The sequence below is a fragment of the Oculatella sp. FACHB-28 genome (assembly GCF_014696015.1).
GTDB lineage: Bacteria > Cyanobacteriota > Cyanobacteriia > Elainellales > Elainellaceae > JAAUTN01.
Genome location: NZ_JACJPJ010000019.1, coordinates 1 through 14,658 on the forward strand (window position 1 = coordinate 1; position 14,658 = coordinate 14,658).

Sequence of the window (14,658 nt, forward strand, 5' to 3'; positions counted from 1 at the left end):
TCCGTCTCCACCTTTGACCTGGCAGTCGCACTCAAGCAGTGCCTGGCAACCCAAGAACTCTTCCTCTACCCCGGACAACTAGAAGTCTTCCCCAACGTCAAAAGCTACGGTAAAGCGGGCAAGACAGTCGAATACAACGCGCATCGACTGCCCCTGCAACCCGGCTCCGGTTCAACCCTCCTGAATGAAGACCTCCAGCCCATCCGAGGGAACCTGGAGCAGTTCTTTGGAGCCTGGGACACCGCTGCTGCCGGACAGGACATGGACGAACTGGGAAAAGCACTCACCCGCGCCCGCAAAGCGCATCGCACTCGTCGAGCCTCCCGCTCCAACAGAATCGACTCCTGGAAACAAGACCTGCAAAGCGAAATGGAGCAAGGCTGGACCGGCTACGGACAGACCAACCAGCTGCTGAAAGCGATCGCCTGCTACGGGGTTGTGTTTGAAAGCTTAAGCGGAGAAGCACTGGTCCACTACGTCGAGGAGATTGCTACTCATTGCCCTGGCTACAGCCAATGGTGCCGCCATCAGCATGAGATCAGCAAACGCGCCGAAGACTGGGCAAGCGCCGCCGAAAATTACTACTGGGCACTAGGCACTACTCCCAAACGAGGGAGAGCGCCACAAGGGGGCAACAACATCGTCTGCTTCAATCGAAAGCGTGCAGAAGACGCACAGAGCCGAATCAAAACAGCCGTCTCAGAACTGGAAGCAAGAGGCGAACTACCCGACGGCATGACCGCCCGCATGAAAGCGATCGCCCAACTAGCGAAGTGCAGCTTTACCACCCTCCAGAAGTACAAAGAGCTATGGCAGCCCCAAGAGCATGTAATTACCCCCACAGAGGCAGTTTCAACGACTTTATCCTCCCCTTCTGAAACCTCTACTCAAGCCTCCAAAGCCGCTTCCTCAGAGGAATTACACACGATTGCCTATATGAAGGGTGAAGCGCTAGCGCCTGACCATCCTCCTTCGAAACCCCCTTTGGATCGGAAAGGGGAGGGTACAGGGAGGGGGAATGAGAGTTTTCCACAGGTAGAATCACTCCTGAGTGAAACCGTTGTCCTTCCAGTTGTCTCTCATCCTCGAACAGCGCAAAACGATTCCTCCCATCTTGAGCCTGCTTTTGATCGCCATGACCTGAGTGATGTGGTAGACGGAATTAGGCATCAAATCAAGCATCTAGGCTGGACTGTTGCCCAGGTGCAGCAGTTTATTGCCGATAACTTCCAGGGTAAGCGCAGAGCACATCTGACCCAATATGAGCTGCATTTGTTGCTCTACCGGTTATGGCAAGTCAATTCTAGTGAATACTGATCTGCACAAGGGGCATTCTTCAACACTTTGTAAGGACTAATTCTAGGAGTAAATGGTTGAAATAGGCATTTACTCCTGAGGATAGTTAATGACACCAAAACCGGCTAGATGTCGTGCGGCTTGATGAACTTCTTCCATCGTGATCGGTCTACCTAACTCTATCTGAGCCACTCTTTGGAACTCGGTCAAGCCATACCACCGATTAATGTCAAGCCATGAGGACGGCCAGTAGTACATGACCCAGTTGAAAAGTAGACTGGCTAATAAAATGGTATCTTCCATCTCACAAAAACTTTCGGACTACTAATAGTATTTAAGTCTTGCTGTATTCGTTGACTTAATGCATTTGCCATTTAACCCTAACTAAAACAATAAGCCCTAACCTAGTGGTCAGGGCCCTGTTTCCCTATAGACCGACCTTATAAAGCGTGGTCGGCGGTTTTGATATAGCTGTATCATCTTGTTTCCTCTTGTTTTGGGATAGTCGGGAAGCTACCCGTTTTTATGGGTAGGCATGAGCAGAACTAGAAGAGCGATCGCCTCTTCCACGTCTGAACAGGCAATAACCTTTGCAACTTAGCAGACAACCCATGCTCCGTTCCGCTCCATCAACTTGTGTACGCCCAGCATGGGTGTGAACTAATGGGGTGAAAGTCCCCTGGAGGAGAACCAACATCCAAATGGTCAAGTTACAGATCCGAGCGATGACAACTCCTAGCTTAAAGCAAGGGCGCTCCTGTGAAGGAGGGTCTGAAGGAAGCTGGCGGCAAATCTGCGAACCGACGAACAGAAACGACATAGAAGGCTGAGATTCCTGGGGCGAGTTAGCACAACATAACAAAGCCCAATGGTTCAGGGAACACAAGTATTTGACGCGGTTGTGCAGAGACAGTTCACATTCTTATCTGGGGAGGTCTGTTTGATGGCGACTGGGAGTGTTATGGGAGTCGGACTGAGGGCTATCTGGAAACGGATAGAACAGCCACCGAACCCTACGGCAACCTAAACAGCGCATGGAGTAGCAATACTCAGTGATAAGTCAAACAGAAGTCAGCAGAGTCCATAGTAGTTCCATTTGGAGCGAAGGGACGAACATGAACGAGTTAAGGAGGAGCGATGAACAACTCAAACTCATCAATGAACCCGGATGGGGGAGATGGCGTTTGGCGTGCGGGCATTAAGCCAGCCAAGGGCAACTTGATGACGCGAATTTTAGAGCGCAGCAATGTACAACAAGCATGGAGCCGAGTGAAGTCAAACCGAGGCGCACCCGACAGTGACGGGATGAGCCTGGAAGACTTTCCAGACTATGCACGGGAGCATTGGAGTGAGATTCGCCAATCTCTGATGGATGGTAGCTATCAACCTCGTCCAGTGCGACGGGTGACCATTCCCAAACCACACGGCAAGGGAGAGCGAAAATTGGGTGTGCCTTGTGTCATCGACCGGGTTATCCAACAAGCCATCCTACAAGTGCTAACTCCCATCTTCGACCCAGAGTTTTCCCAATCCAGTTTTGGGAGCCGACCAAAACGCTCTGCTCACGGAGCAATCCGCCAGGCGAAAACGTTCGTCAAAGCGGGATACCGATATGTGGTTGATCTGGATTTAGAGAAATTCTTCGACCAGGTCAACCATGATGCTTTGATGTCTCGCATTGCTCGAAAAGTCACCGATAAGGGACTTCTGGCATTGATTGGATGTTACCTGCGAGCAGGGGTAATGGTAGGGGACACGATTGAGCCAACGGTGCTAGGGACACCACAAGGTTCGCCCCTTTCGCCGTTATTGTCCAACATCCTTCTGGATGACCTCGATAAGGAGTTGGAAGATAGAGGACATCGCTTTGTCAGGTATATCGATGACCTAGTAATCCTGGTCAGAAGTAGACGGGCAGGGCGACGGGTAATGCTAAGCATTAGCCACTATCTGACTCAAAAGCTGAAGCTCAAGGTCAATCAACAGAAAAGTCAAGTGGTCAAGATCGAGAAACTAGAGTACTTGGGATTTACATTCCGAGGTATTCGGATTTTCGTCACAAACCAAGCCCTGAAGGACTTCAAACATCGATTGCGAGGATTAACGTCCCGCAGTTGGGGAGTCTCAATGGCAGAACGAATCAAACGATTGAACTGCTACTTACGAGGATGGATGAACAAATGCAAGCATCTCCCAACATTACACTCCTATTGAAGAGTTGGATGGGTGGTTGAGGCGACGGATTCGGATGTGCTACTGGAAGCAGTGGCGCAGACCCAGAACGCGCATCACCAACCTGCTCAAACTTGGAACAAGGAAGCGGCAAGCAATTATGACAGGTATTAGTCGTAAAGGCTATTGGCGCTTGTCAAAAACGTTAGCAACGCATACAGGGATGACCAACCAGTGGCTTGAGCAACAGGGATTGCTATCGGTTCGTAACCTATGGCTGAAAATCCAGGGTTACACCTAATTCATCAAGGTTGTTTGCGCGTCTTCATGAACCGCCCATTGCGGACCCGCACGATGGGTGGTGTGGGAGGGGCAGGAGAAACACCTGCCTCGACCCGATTATGCTGCGATCGCACTTTCAAAATTAGCAATATGTGATTTACAACTATGCACGCTTAAAACACATGAGTTTCTTCAACGCGCTTTGAGTAATGGCGATCGCATTTCATAACCCTTGGTAGTCTGTCGTTTTTATTCATTGATGGGGTTCTGAACGCGGTCGATGCGGGGCAGAACTGGAATTGTAAGGGTTGGAGGGCGATCGCTGAAGTTTAAGATGCGAACAATGCTGTTTTGAGATTGAATGTTGTAGGTTGAACCGCGATCGTTAAGGTTCTGAAGGCAAACAATTTAACTCGGTTGTAGAGTGGGCATTGCCCACCCTTGTATCTTTAGTTCCTTATCCTCCATTGAGGATGCGAGTGGCAACACTGCCAGGAAGATGTCCTCTTTCCAACATGTCATTTGTCACTTCCTTGGGGTTATATGTGACTATTTCACCGCGCCAAGAGGCTCCATCACTTCTGGGATAGAGCAAATTCATAGCCTCTACATACCTGTTAATCTGCTCATAATGATTTTTACTATCAGTTTCAGATTTAATCTCATAGATCACTCCATTTCTCCAATCCACGCGATCCATGCGACTTGTTCGACCATTCACTCTTATTGACCGCTGATCGTCTAAATCAGGAGGAAGTTTGGTAAATCTTTCACCATGTTCATCAGCATAGTTGCCCCTAGCCAAACGCTCAGGTTGTGCAGGTTCACCAGGTTCAGCTTCTCCTGTAGGTACAAGCTCCATTCCATTTTCATTTAAAACACTTTCACGAACCTCCTCTTGCCTTTCATTAAACGCTCCTTTCACGACTTCCTCTTCAGGATCTTGTGTAGAAGCATCCCCTTGATCATCTAGGTAGGCTCTCACGCTATCACGCACTTCTTGCAATCTTGCTGAAGGTATATCACCAAAAAACTCTTGCACTTTTGCTATCTCTTCGAGTGTAAGTTCAGCAGATGCCGCATCACTAGATCTGGGAGGTGTGCTGGAACTAGTTACAGGGTCGGAATTGTGTGATGGTTCGATCGCCGGGATATTGGAGCGCGGTTCAGGACTCAAACTGACTATGGCTTCAGGATTAGGAGGTGGGTTTGAGTTATCTGGGTTCTGGTTAGAGGGCAATGCTCCATCGTCAGAACTTTCATCATCAGAACTTCCTCTTCCGTCACTTCCACCTACAGGCGGAAGTCTGTTGTTATTGTTGCCAGATCTGCCAGAACCACCTGTAGCAAGTGGTGGACTAGTAGGCGATTTCGGAACGTTATTATCATTAATCCCAGAACCTAGGTCTCTAAAATTGGACGTGTCTCCGAGCCTGTAAAGAGAGGTTCTGTTCTCGTCATTCAAGCCTCTAATATTCTCAAAATCATTAGGGCGATTAGTATCAAAAGGACTGTTATTAGTGTTTTGTTCTCTCGATTGCCCGATCGTAGTACCTGAATTTGTAGTACCTGTAGGATCATCATTGCGATTAGTGCTCGGAGGGCTATTGTCAGAATCTAGAGATGAAGACGGTTGATTGCTTATTGATGTCCCATCTGTTGCCCCCCTGCCTACTGCTCGACCCAACAACAGCTCCGCGATTGTATCGACACCTACTGTTGAGATTGCATCCGTTAAATGCTGCGCTGCTGTGTTTAGATCTGCCTCAGTCCCTGCATTCTCTGTGACTGCATAAAAGTCTCGTATATATCCCCCGGCATCCCATAGAGCTGAACCGATTTGATAGGCATCTTCAATTTTCGTTAAAAGACCCAAACCGGTATACATAAGTAATGCCTCTCCAACAAATTCCGTAAGTAGTTGCGGTAGATTTGCTGGATCAACTAGCTCCCTGAACGTTGCTTCAACTTCAGCACCTAGCATAGGAAGCGATCGTTCAGCGGCTTCGCCCATCCTAGCGATATGACTCATTTCAGCGATCGTTTGGGCTGAAGTTTGATTGCTTTCGGCTAGGGTAGAGAACGAGTTAGAACGTCGCTCTAATAGTTCACGCTTCTCTTCTGGGTTTGCTAGCCAAATCTCTGCCGCATCAGGATTTTTGGGTAGATCAGATGGTTGATAGCGCAGTTCTGCTCCCGAAAATATATTAGCTCTGCGTTCCAGCAGTTCATCCTTTTGGTCTGGAGGAGTAAGCCAAACCTCTGCTGCATCAGGATTTGTAGGCACATCATGAGGTTCATGTTGAGGATTTGGCTCAGCAGGCGGAGGTGCGGCAACTACATCTGCATGGTCTATGGCAGCGATCGAAACGGGCTGTAGAGGAGGTGGCTCGCTCACATCATTGCTAAAGGCGGCATTCCAGGTGTCCGGACCCACAACTCCGTCTACTTCTAGCCCTTGCGCCTCTTGGAATTTGCGGGCAACTTGTTCGCTTTCTGGTCCATAAAAACCATCTATAGCGATATTAGGGGCATAGCCCTGGTCTTTCATGCGCTGCTGCCACTGTTTCACAGCAGGATCAGAAGTTAAGGGTACTCCTTGCTCATACTTCAATAGAACTGGAGGCTTGTCCAGCCCTGGAGCTTTTGGCGTACTCAGCTCAGATGCGCTGGAGGTGTGCTCCGCCGCCTCAGCAAATATTTGGTTTCTCTGCTCTAACAATTCATCCTTCTGGTCTGGAGGGGTAACCCAAACCTCTGCTGCATCAGGATTTCTAGGTAGGTCATGAGGTTCATAAGATGGGCGCGGTTCGGGTTGAGTACCTGTGCCCTCTACTAGTAGAAGATTGGGTCGTTCACTTGGGGTAGCACTATTCGATTTCTGCCCAATTAAGCTGTCACGTTCAACGATGGCGTTATGCAAGTCTTCAGCTTGACCTCTTTTAATCGTAGGCAGAACTTGGGTCGAAAGCGATCGGGGTTGAGGAGTGAGATCTTCAGCCAAATCGATCGCGGCTGAAATGTTCACCTGACCATAGCCCGTCTCAGAATCCCGTCCTGGCTGTTGCAAATCGATCGCGGTTGACTCAAGTGCTTGGACGACCTGGCGATAGTCTAACTGTGGGTTTGCGTCCCAGGTTTTGGCGATCGCTCCTGTCACCCTAGCTGCCGCTAGAGATGTCCCCATTGCTTCACCTCCCTGACCAGCGGCAACAAAGTCTAACCCTGCTCCGTAGCTAGAATACTCCGCTCGTTTTCCTCCCTCACTGGCTCCTACAGCAATCACATTGTCAAACTCTTGAGATGCCTGCCCTAAAGCAGACATGGCTTCACCCTGATTGCCTGCCGAAGCAACAACTAGCACCCTATTCGCTTGGGCGTACTTCAAAGCCTCTCTTTCCTCAGCAGTCAACTCCAAGCGGGTTGAGACACTGCCATCCGGGTTAATTTGAGTCAAATCAAAGCTGAGATTGATGACTGCATTGGAATGCCCTCTTGCTTTTGCCGCATCAACGAAGTTCACCAAGGACTTTGACCATGTTCCAGTTCCTACACTATCTGCTAGCCAATCCGGGAATTGGTGTCCAACCCGCTGAATCACGTCTATTACTTGAGTTCCATGATCTTGTGCCTTGAAGCCAGTATCAATGACACCCACATAGGGATGAGCCAGGCGATCGCCACCGCCAGACTGACCTGAAGGTAGAAAATTCTCCAAATAAGTTTCGCTATAAGCTCCGTTCACCCAAGATTCAGTCGCAACTTGAGCATTTTGGATAACGTCTCCAGTCTTTTCGGCAAGGTTGCGCCCAACAGTGATAGCACTATCCACGAATTCTCTAACATCGCGGTTTTCAGATAGATTGGCGACCCATTTCTTAAAAAATCCAATCCCTTGCTGAAGGCGACCGGTCAAACCTTCTCGGAGTTCATTGTCAGGAGCATTCCAAGTCTCGCGAACCGTATCAATTCCCTCATGCGCGGCTTCAGGAAGGTGAGTGGCTGTCTCACTAATGAACTGACGTAAACCTGAAGTACTCTCTTCAATTGTCTTGTCAACGACATTAAACGCCTTACCTACTTGTCGCGCAGCAAAATCAATTGGAGGAATTCCACTTTCAAATTCATCTCCATATACCGATGAGGTACCAGTACCAGATTTGGTTTGAGCAGCATTGATGCTGCTGTCGTGGCTTGCTCCTATATCCAAGCCATCAGCAGGATTCAAAAGAGGATGCGTCGAAATGTTTATAAGAGTACTATGAGCCCTACTAGGCGACTGTCTAAAGGGATCGCGATTAATATCAGTGCTACCAGGTAGACCAGTAGAGGGATCTACTCCAGTCTCCAAACCGTTTCCAGGATTGATTTCATTGATAGACATTGGTAGATACCTCTGGCTAGAGCAGGTTTACTAGGACCAAAAACTCACAGATGAAATCAGAAGTCGCCTTATAAATTCAGAATTCTACACACAACAGGTTTCAAAAAGTGCTTTATTTAGTTATAGCAATCCAATCTCAAACGACATCAATATTTGGATCTTTAAAGAGCAATCAGCACTCAAAGTTTTTAGTATCAAATATTACTCACTAATTATTTATTGTTAGTTTATTAAAAGATTAAGCAGGGACAAAGCTATCTAAGTAAAGAATAAATGTCCATCTAGACAATCTTTATGATATGGAAGTTGCTTTTTTGTTCTAAGTCAGCTCATCTCACTATGAGCCATAGCACTCATGAACTCAACCCAACACGAGGGTAGAAGAACTGTGGAATATGACATTAAGCCCGTAATAGATACAAGAGCAAGGTTGAACAATTGTCCTCATCAAATTCTTCTCATTCTATCCTCATTGATTGCTGAAGAGAATCTATGCAAGCCGTGAGAGACAAAAAGAAACCTCCAATACCCTTGAGGATAGAACGTTTCAATAGAAGACAACGATTGTTGCGTTATACCAATTCAATATGAAGCTGCATAGAAAAGAGCTTCCAAAATGAAATCGTAAGATGAGACAAAAATTACCTGCTCACAGGGGTTGTGTCGCAAAAACTCATTAAAGACAAACGATTTCTATCAATCTCATCGTCTTAAGCAGCTACTCCAAAGATTGCTTCGATAAATCTGACCTGAGATACAACATTCCCTTGATCGATGCCATTGACTTGTCCTTTTCTAATCATATTCATTGCTTCAATCCCACTCAAGGCTCTTCTTGCTGTGTTGAACGTCTTAAATCCCATCATCGGTTTTACAATTCGCTTGATGTGCCGATGATCTTGCTCAACCATATTATTCAGATATTTGCTCTGCCTCAGTTCCGTCTTCTGATCAATCGCCTCATCTGCTTTGAGAACCTCCATTGCCGCTGGGTAAGCAGCATGCTTGTCTACGTTAATCACCCGTGGAGTCTGCGTGTGCTGGGCTTTCAGGACTTTACGAAAGAATCGTGCGGCAGCTTGAGCATCCCGCTTGGCACTGAGCATAAAATCCAGGGTATTGCCCTCCGAATCCACGGCGCGATATAGATACTTCCTATATTCCTCTGACTTTGATATAAGTTTCGTCTACGCGCCAGGAATTCTTGGTTGGCTTCAGGTTAGGTCGAATGCGTTTGTCGAGTTCTGGGGCATACTTTAAAACCCAACGATTGATCGTCCAGTGGTCTACCTCGACACCCCGTTCCTGCATCATCTCTTCCAGGTCTCGGTAGCTGAGGGAGTAGCGGCAGTACCACCGCACATTCAGCAGGATGATTTCAGGCAGAAAGTGCCGCCACTTAAACACAGCAGGAGTAGACATCGAAGGGCAAGGAGAGAAGTTTGAGCCTGCTTACTTTACCATTGACTGGTTTTTGCGACACAACCGTAGATTGGGGACGTTATGCGGAACTGTTTGAGTATGATGCTGGTGAGGATCGCTTATATCTACCGGAGCCAGTTGAGGTAGGAGGCAGTGCAGCTGAATCAATGGGATAACAACTCATTCAAGGATTGAGGTAAACAGGTTAAGTAATCTACTGTTTGCTCATCTTCTCGATTCATGCAAGAGACATCATGAGCGCCATCGCGCTCACATCCGCGAACGAAAATCTATTTTCAAAGCAGGTCTAATGATCTACACTCATTTCTTCAACCAAGGAGGACAAAAAGTGAGAAGTCCACTTGATCCATGACGAAGATCTGAACGTAGCAGTGTCCAGAAATATTTAACGCACAAAGTTTCAGCCGAAAAGAGGCATTTATGGCATTGAATTATACAAATTCCAGCAACTGCTAGGAAAATTGAGATGTTCCCTACAGGAGTCGAAGTTTCTACAGGGCTTATCTGCATAAAACCTTCAACCGTATGCCCTTCTACAGGGAAGTATTTTACAAACTTTGGTGCCAAAAACTATTATTTGTTCGTCGTTCACTAATTTACTAAATCATCCTAATACTTCTGTTTAGCCTGCTTCACCAATTGATGCTTAAAGTGAATTCGTTTGTATAAATTAGTATTGTCAATGATAAAAATTAGATGGATTACCACTTAAGGATATCCTTAAGTGGTAATCCATTTAAAAATATTTTTAATGGATTTTGTAGGGCCTTATTCTGAAGTTTTGCGATCAAAGATTAACCGAGGAAAAGGCGAGTTTACCTACATAGCCTGAGTTTTTTGAACGGTAATTCCAGATTTTACTAATATTTCAATAAATTTGAGACTTGCAAAATTTTCCCGGTCCTATAAACTCGGTTTATGAGTAGTCAAACGGCTCCTAGAAGGTTAAGCCAAGGAATTAGTTAAAATTTCCTTTTGCAGATTGTTAACTCAATTTCCTAAACTTTCTTCTCTCACGAACTGTGTACTATCTCTGTTTACCGTCAGTTTGGTTAACTGGCTGATAGTGCGGTTTCTCAGGCTGCCATAAGCCTAAAGGCTAGTCTTATTGGAATACAAAAAAGTCTTCCAATGAGACTAAAAAATTAAAAATCATAGGAGCTTTGTTGGAAAAGGATTTCGTTGGTTTTCTCCTTTTTTCTCAAAAACAGCACCTATATCTACACAGTACTCCTGTGTAGACAGTACCGTTGTACTATTGAGACACGTCCATTATCTAGACAAATTCTATGGAAGTTCCCCAATCTTTGTTTGATGCTTTTGTAATTTTTACTCAGCAGGAGGGCAATCGGAATAACTGCAGTTTGATCAACAATCTTAGATCTGGGCTAAGACGCCATGTCTTGCCTGATTATGGCTTTACAACTACTAAACTTAAGAAGTTAGATGTAGTTTTGATAGAGGTACCAATTGAGCAATTTAGGAACGTTGAGGAATCTTTCGAAAAAAGTGTAAAGTTATCGATTGATGCAGGTGTCTTATCATTGGAAACTGTTAGAGGATATAGGTCAGCAATTCTACGCTTTCTTAATTGGCTCCGTGAACAAGGTTGGTATCCTAAATCGCCATCTAAAGCATCAAAAGACCCAGGAAAATACGCCCCTCCATTGGGAAACGGACCTAATAAAAAGTTATTCCAGTATCTCGGATCTAGCAGACAAGGAAAGCGTTGTCGCAGCGAACTTCACTACAGTTTGAAAGAATCTGAGTTGACTCCTAGACTAATAAGACAATTGGAGGTAGTACCAGGAGGAACAGTGGCAGGTGAGCCAACGCTAACCAAACGAGATTTTAGTAAAGCTTTAGTCCAGCAATTTAAGGGTTTCCCTGCTAATTCCTTACCTCAATACGGACTCCACTATTTCTTAACAGCTAAGGAGGTACCTAAACGAAAAGATGATCCAATGCGGGAAGTGACTTATCAAAGTCGACGTACCAGCATTCTGGCTTTCTTAGGTTGGCTAAAGAATTTTAGAGGATGGGAAAGTAAGAATCTCAGTCTAGAATTGATGACCGATAGAGAGTTACTGGAAGAATTTATCGCCTGGGGAATCAATAAGCAAGATAATACGTATGCCTGGGCAGGATCCTTTGCAGCGGCAGGCTTGAACGTCGCAAAATGGCTACATCACAAATACTCTAGAGCTTCATTCTATAAAGATGTTGAAGCTGTTGTAGCACTTAGAGATTATGGGCGTGAGCTTGACAAGAAACGAAGATCTCAGGGCACTAACGTTCAGGAGGAAAAGATAGAAAAGTTTTTAACTTTTGAGGAATGTGAGCAGGTTGAGAGCTACCTGAAAGCATGTTGTGCGCCGATGAGAGAGTACTTTCGGAAGGATGGAACACGTCGATGCACATCACGTAGACCTGAACGAGGTGTCATTAGCTCATGGCAGCATTATCTGATTATTTCACTGTTGATTTATTGTCCAGTACGGCAGCGAGAACTTCGCGAATTAGAGGTTGGCGTTACTATATTTCGTGAGCCAGAACGTTATTGGGTAAGAGTTGGACCTGATGGCCACAAAGTTGGCTCTAAAACTGGTCGAGGTAGAGAATATCCTATTCCCAGCCACCTAACAGCCTACCTCGATGAATGGCTCACTGTATGGAGACCAAAGTTTAAAGCAGACCATGAGTTTGTTTTTATGATGGTTGGTTCGAAGCGGTACCCAGAAGCTTGTAGTAAACCCTTCAATGCAGGTGCTTTATACAAATATGTTACCAGCCATATGTACAAAGTAACCTCGTTTCTTTTTGATGAACCAAAACGGACTAATCCACACTTCTTTAGAAATATTGCAATCACTCATCAACGGAAGAATGGAGATCCTCAACAGCAAGAAGCCTTAGCTGAATTGATGGGGCATTCTGTTGATGAAGCCAACAGAACTTATAGCCTGATGACGTCTAGAGAGAAAACTAGTAAAGCCCAAAGTTGGTGGGATTCAACAGCCAAAACTTGAGTAGCTTCGTTGCTAAGATTCAGGTTGATGAAGATGTCCTTAGCTTTGGGATATCCGAAGTCAAGAAGAGTAGTTTTCTCAGCTTTGCCCAATTTTCCTGCCGAAAATGCCTCTTTTCGGCAGAAAACTGGGTGCTTTTAGGATAGGTTACTGGTTCAATCAAGCGGGCTTCTTACCCCTCGTCCACCCCGATTCAAAACATGGGTGTAAATCATCGTTGTCTTAACATCTTTATGCCCTAGAAGTTCTTGTACCGTGCGAATGTCGTACCCATTTTGAAGTAGATGGGTCGCAAAGCTGTGGCGAAAGGTGTGGCAAGTCACTCGTTTCTCTAGCCTAGCTAGTCTCACAGCCTGCCGCACTGCTCGTTGAATGCCCGTTTCATGCAGGTGATGTCGTCGTGTTACCCGGCTGCGAGGATCTTGCGATAACCGCTCTGCTGGAAATACATACTGCCAAATCCATTGGCGATCAGCATGAGGGTACTTCCGCTCCAAGGCAAACGGGAGATACACCGAGCCATAACCGCGATCGAGGTCTTGATGGTGCAACTGTCGTACTGTTTGAAGATGCACTTGCAATGGTTCCACGACACGGTTGGGTAACATAGTCACTCGACTTTCCTTTCCCTTCGTATCACGGATGACAAGTTGATGCTGAGCAAAATCGACATCTTTGATCCGCAACTGCAATCCTTCACTCAACCGCAACCCACTTCCATACAACAGTTGCACGAGTAACTTATAAACACCATATAAGTGATGAATGACATGCTGTACCTCATCCGGGGTCAGAACAGTCGGTAAGTAGCGCGATGGTTTTGCCCGAACTGCATTGATACCCACTAGCTCTTGTTCGAGAACGATTCGATAGAGAAAAACGATGGCGTTGAGTGCCTGGTTTTAAGTAGATGCAACGACGTGTTCATTGACAGCTAAGTGAGTCAAAAACTGAGTGACCTCAGGGGTGCCCATATCAGCGGGATGACACTTATTGTGAAACAAAATGAAGCGGCGAATCCAGTGAACATAGGTTTTTTCAGTGCTATAGGAGTAGTGTTTGACCCGAATAGCATCCCGGACCTGGTCAAGCAGCTTGCGTGGGGGAGGTTCCAGCATAAGTCAGTGAAGCGGTTTTGTATAAAATGCAACTTAATAATACAAGTGTTCTACTGAAACTGCTTGAGCAGATATGCGGAACTCTGCTGTATATCTCGCCCAGTCTGGGTGGATCTACAGCAGCATTGCTGTTTATTTGCCAATCTGGGGTGAATCTACAGCAGAGTGTTCGTTGATCCATCCCAGAACCGGAGATCTACAGCAAGGCTCTGTATACTAAATTGTTGTGTTGTTGCGCGTAGCGTGACGGAAGTGCGAGGACAAATTGGCTACAACGATATCTATGAACGAGCAATGGTGGTCAACACTTAACAAGTTCTCTTTTGGCGATACGCCGCAGTTGGCTGACGAATTGGCATTTTTAGTCGTTAAAGGGGTAAAAAGGGGTACGTCTTGGTTACAGAGTGAAGGACAGCAAACACAGGTAGGGCAAAAGCACGTGGTGTTAGACGGTAAAGGTTCGCCTGTTGCCGTAATCAAGACTGTAGAACTCCGGTTACTCAGGTATGATGAGGTTGATGAAGAGTTTGCTTACGATAGTGGCGAAGACGATAGAACTCTTTCTTCTTGGAGGGTGGGTTACCGCAACTACTACGAACGACAAGGCAAATTCGCACCAGATATGCTGATGTATTGTGAACGATTTAAACTGATTGAAATCATTAAGTCTGTAGAGCCGCTAACTTAAGCGGACAAGGCATGGTCATAAGGTTGTGAGTGCACCTGCAAAGCGTCAATGACAACAACACAACAAGGCGCTGCACCCGACCGCATACAGCCTCCGCTTGTTCCTCGCTTCACTCCGCGCTTCCGGCGGCGGGTGTTCGGCGACAATAACCTTGGCTGGATCGAAAAGTAGTGACTTGACCGGTTATGGGATCGCAACCCAAGGTTAGATCGCAAGATTGAGTTGGGTCTGGTCAAAGCGTTAAAA

Annotated in this window: 7 protein-coding genes and 4 pseudogenes; 7 read left to right on the forward strand and 4 right to left on the reverse strand. The window is 46.3% G+C overall.

Going from position 1 to position 14,658, the window contains the following annotated elements:
- Positions 1 to 1,317: pseudogene (locus H6F88_RS00600) on the forward strand (hypothetical protein); the annotation flags it as partial.
- A gap of 69 nt (positions 1,318 to 1,386) precedes the next feature.
- Here H6F88_RS00600 and H6F88_RS00605 read toward each other — a convergent pair.
- A complete protein-coding gene (locus H6F88_RS00605; protein ID WP_190640821.1) occupies positions 1,387 to 1,554 on the reverse strand; it encodes a hypothetical protein in 168 nt (55 codons plus the stop codon).
- Between the two features lie 900 nt (positions 1,555 to 2,454).
- Between H6F88_RS00605 and ltrA the strand changes: the two are divergent.
- Positions 2,455 to 3,769, forward strand: a pseudogene (ltrA, locus tag H6F88_RS00610) (group II intron reverse transcriptase/maturase).
- Complete coding sequence (locus H6F88_RS00615) at positions 3,742 to 3,906, forward strand: hypothetical protein (protein ID WP_190640822.1); 165 nt, start codon at positions 3,742 to 3,744, stop codon at positions 3,904 to 3,906. Before ltrA ends, H6F88_RS00615 begins: the two are co-directional and overlap by 28 nt.
- Positions 3,907 to 4,207: 301 nt before the next feature.
- On the opposite strand, the gene H6F88_RS00620 is transcribed toward H6F88_RS00615, so the two are convergent.
- Both H6F88_RS00620 and H6F88_RS00625 read right to left on the reverse strand, forming a co-directional pair.
- Complete coding sequence (locus tag H6F88_RS00620; RefSeq protein ID WP_190640823.1) at positions 4,208 to 8,134, reverse strand: S8 family serine peptidase; 3,927 nt, start codon at positions 8,132 to 8,134, stop codon at positions 4,208 to 4,210.
- Positions 8,135 to 8,844: 710 nt separating this feature from the next.
- Positions 8,845 to 9,556: pseudogene (locus H6F88_RS00625) on the reverse strand (IS6 family transposase).
- 20 nt (positions 9,557 to 9,576) lie between these two features.
- Between H6F88_RS00625 and H6F88_RS00630 the strand changes: the two are divergent.
- Complete coding sequence (locus tag H6F88_RS00630) at positions 9,577 to 9,732, forward strand: hypothetical protein (protein ID WP_190640827.1); 156 nt, start codon at positions 9,577 to 9,579, stop codon at positions 9,730 to 9,732.
- A 1,134-nt stretch (positions 9,733 to 10,866) separates the two neighbouring features.
- Positions 10,867 to 12,606, forward strand: a complete 1,740-nt coding sequence (locus tag H6F88_RS00635) for a site-specific integrase (RefSeq protein ID WP_190640824.1) — start codon at positions 10,867 to 10,869, stop codon at positions 12,604 to 12,606.
- A gap of 155 nt (positions 12,607 to 12,761) precedes the next feature.
- On the opposite strand, the pseudogene H6F88_RS00640 reads toward H6F88_RS00635, so the two are convergent.
- Positions 12,762 to 13,724: pseudogene (locus H6F88_RS00640) on the reverse strand (integron integrase).
- A gap of 73 nt (positions 13,725 to 13,797) precedes the next feature.
- Between H6F88_RS00640 and H6F88_RS00645 the strand changes: the two are divergent.
- Both H6F88_RS00645 and H6F88_RS00650 read left to right on the forward strand, forming a co-directional pair.
- Complete coding sequence (locus tag H6F88_RS00645) at positions 13,798 to 13,944, forward strand: hypothetical protein (protein ID WP_190640825.1); 147 nt, start codon at positions 13,798 to 13,800, stop codon at positions 13,942 to 13,944.
- Between the two features lie 45 nt (positions 13,945 to 13,989).
- The gene (locus H6F88_RS00650) at positions 13,990 to 14,412 is read left to right on the forward strand and encodes an ASCH domain-containing protein (RefSeq protein WP_199333392.1); all 423 of its coding nucleotides are present in this window, start codon (positions 13,990 to 13,992) and stop codon (positions 14,410 to 14,412) included.
- Positions 14,413 to 14,658: the final 246 nt, after the last annotated feature.

Coding starts and splice junctions, on each gene's coding strand:
- H6F88_RS00645 (WP_190640825.1), top strand. CDS start 13,798: ATGCGGAACTCTGCTGTATATCTCGCCCAGTCTGGGTGGATCTACAGC.
- H6F88_RS00615 (WP_190640822.1), top strand. CDS start 3,742: ATGGCTGAAAATCCAGGGTTACACCTAATTCATCAAGGTTGTTTGCGC.
- H6F88_RS00635 (WP_190640824.1), top strand. CDS start 10,867: ATGGAAGTTCCCCAATCTTTGTTTGATGCTTTTGTAATTTTTACTCAG.
- H6F88_RS00605 (WP_190640821.1), bottom strand. CDS start 1,554: ATGTACTACTGGCCGTCCTCATGGCTTGACATTAATCGGTGGTATGGC.
- H6F88_RS00620 (WP_190640823.1), bottom strand. CDS start 8,134: ATGTCTATCAATGAAATCAATCCTGGAAACGGTTTGGAGACTGGAGTA.